Raw genomic sequence first — 2,615 nt, 5'->3', positions numbered from 1 at the left:
GAATGATGTGAATGCGGTGTTCTGGTCATGAAATAAAGTTGCCGGGCAGTTAGCCATCGAAGAATTAGATGCGACAACAATTCTGACACCCGGGGCTCTCCAACTGGCGAATGCGCTGGTGCTCTGCGGTCAAGGGTTTGCCGATGCCGCTTTGCCCCAACTGTTCGGCCTCAAACTGCACGAGCCAGCGCCTGACGGCAGTGCCCCCCAAGCTCATTTCTTTGCAGATTTTCTAGAGACTCAAGCCCTGTGTCTTGATCATCTGAACGATCTGCAGTTTGAAGCTGGGGTCGAAAATTCTTCTGGATTTAGAGTTGCTCACGTTAGTTGCCGTTTCGTTTTGACAACCTATCGTTGTGTCTTTTTAAATTAGGTGTATGGTCCCGGAGAGTCGTGACGTTATTCTGTCCACCGAGGAGGAAAAAGCGTTATGGCAAACATGCTTCATGGCAGCGCCCGAACGACGCCGCGAGTTCGAGCCAGCTTCCCAAAGGTCGAAAGAAAAGACCAGCACCCTGGCCCAACGATATGGGCTAAGCCGTACCACTGTTACAAAGTGGCGATCCCGCACTACGACTGCAGACGCACGCATGGGCCCAGCACAGCCTAAAAGTATCGTGCTGAGTGCTGCCGAGGAAGCGGTCATCGTGGAGTTCCGTCGAAGAACGTTGCTTCCTTTGGACGACGTGATGGGGTGCTTGCTTCGCCATGGCATATCGCGATTACCAGCGAGCGAGATAAAAACTACTGGCAGGGGAAAGTTTGCGCCGACCGAAATCGGCTACGTGCACATCGACATTGCCGAGCTACGCTTGGCCCAAGGCAAGCTCAGTATGTTCCTGGCCGTCGACCGGGTTTCAAAGTTCACCTATGTGGAGTTTCGCGATGACATGGGAAAGATGAATGGCGCGGACTTTTTACGTGGCGCCATCCAAGCCTTCCCCTACCGAATTCACACCGTCCTCACCGACAACGGCATGGCCTTTGCAGACCTGCCCAAGAACCGAAACAAGCCCATCCATGCCTTTTTGGGCATGCACATCTTTGGCCGGGTCTGTAATGAAAATGGCATCGTGCACAAGTTGACCAAGCCCTATCACCCCTGGACCAACGGGCAGGCCGAGCGGATGAACCGCACCATCAAGGATGCCACGATCAAGGCCTTCCACTACCCGGACCTGGAAAGCCTGCAAGCCCATGTGCTGACTTTCGTCTGCGCCTTCAACTTTGCCAAACACCTCAAGGCGCTCAAATGGAAAACCTCCTACCAGACCATTGTTGACGCCTGGCAGAAAAACCCGGCTATATTTAAAACCGATCCCCGTCACCTCATCCCGGGACCATACATCTAGTGGGTTTTCTGTCACGGCTAAAAGCCAGAACCGTACTGCGCTTTGGCCGACGGTTCTCTCAAGGTTGAGACACCCGTGGGCAGCCGCCAATTGTCAGATGCGCCCGAATCCACCGGCCTACCAGATATCGCCGGTCAATCAGAGAAGTTTTTCAAATCAATGGCCTTAATCATTGCCTGCAAGGTCTTGATGCCATCCTCGCCGAGTGCGTGCAGCGGTGCGCGCGGCACGCCCGCTTCAAATCCTCGCAAGCCTAGACCAGCCTTGATGGTGGTTGGCAAGCCTCCTTGCAAGATGAATCGAAGAATTGGAAGCTGGGTATAAAACACCTTTCTGGCGTTGTCCATATCGCCCGACATGCACGTTTCATACAGAGCTTTCGGCCAGTCAGGAATCAGATTTGGAGCTGCGGTGCACCAGCCTACCGCGCCAGCAGCGAACGCTTCCAATGCAAGCGGGTTGCTTCCATTGAAAAAAGGGATGCTCCCGTCAGACAGTTGCATCAGCGTGTGCATGCGCTGGATGTCGCCGGAGCTTTCCTTGACCATGGTAGCGTTGGATATCTCCCTGACCATCTTGACAATCAGCTCGGGCTTCATATCGACGCCGCTGGTCGCCGGGTTGTTGTAGACCATCAGGGGAACGCCAATGGATTCGGATATCGTGGCGTAATGAAGAAAAATTTCATCGTCCGATAGCTTCCAGTATGAAACCGGCAGTACCATCACTGCGTCTGCCCCAGCTGCCTCTGCAAATTTCGCTTTGCGAACCGCGTTGCGGGTCGTGAGATCGGAAATTCCCACAATGACCGGCAAGCGCTTGTTGACTTGTTTGATGGAAGACTCGGCGACCGCGTCCCATTCATTGTCGTCGAGGTACGCGCTCTCACCGGTACTACCCAGCGGAGCGATTCCATGCGATCCCCGCTCCACAAGGCGATCGATGAGGCCACGCACAGCCATAAGGTCTACGGCTCCCGTGACCTTATCGATCGGAGTGACTGGGTAAGAAATAATGCCTTTGAAGTTAGTGGTCATGTTGTATGTCTGGTTAATTTCAGGATGATCGAAAAAGTACGCGTTAAGCCCATCAGGCAGGGTTGAGACAGTCGGAATGCCGACCTGTACGCAGCGTGCGGCGTGCGTAGTAAGCAAAAGCAGCTTCATTGCTGAGTATTCCGGTGAACGTGACCGCTGATTCCGGCAACGTGACCGGTATTCCGGCGAACGTGACCGGGGGTCGGTGTTGCGCGTTTTGATTTTA

1 protein-coding gene and 1 pseudogene are annotated in these 2,615 nt (G+C 54.0%); one reads left to right on the top strand and one right to left on the bottom strand.

Annotation, left to right across the window (positions count from 1 at the left end):
- Positions 1-430: 430 nt before the first annotated feature.
- Positions 431-1,352: pseudogene (locus RCH06_RS17720) on the top strand (DDE-type integrase/transposase/recombinase).
- Positions 1,353-1,486: 134 nt separating this feature from the next.
- Here the strand turns inward: RCH06_RS17720 and RCH06_RS17715 are convergent.
- The gene (locus tag RCH06_RS17715) at positions 1,487-2,389 is read right to left on the bottom strand and encodes a dihydrodipicolinate synthase family protein (protein WP_327082784.1); all 903 of its coding nucleotides are present in this window, start codon (positions 2,387-2,389) and stop codon (positions 1,487-1,489) included.
- Positions 2,390-2,615 lie beyond the last annotated feature (226 nt).

This window comes from Polaromonas sp. CG_9.5 (genome assembly GCF_035984465.1).
Taxonomy (GTDB): Bacteria; Pseudomonadota; Gammaproteobacteria; order Burkholderiales; family Burkholderiaceae_C; genus Polaromonas.
Note: the sequence above shows the minus strand (reverse complement) of the source record. Positions and strands in the feature narration are given on the sequence as shown.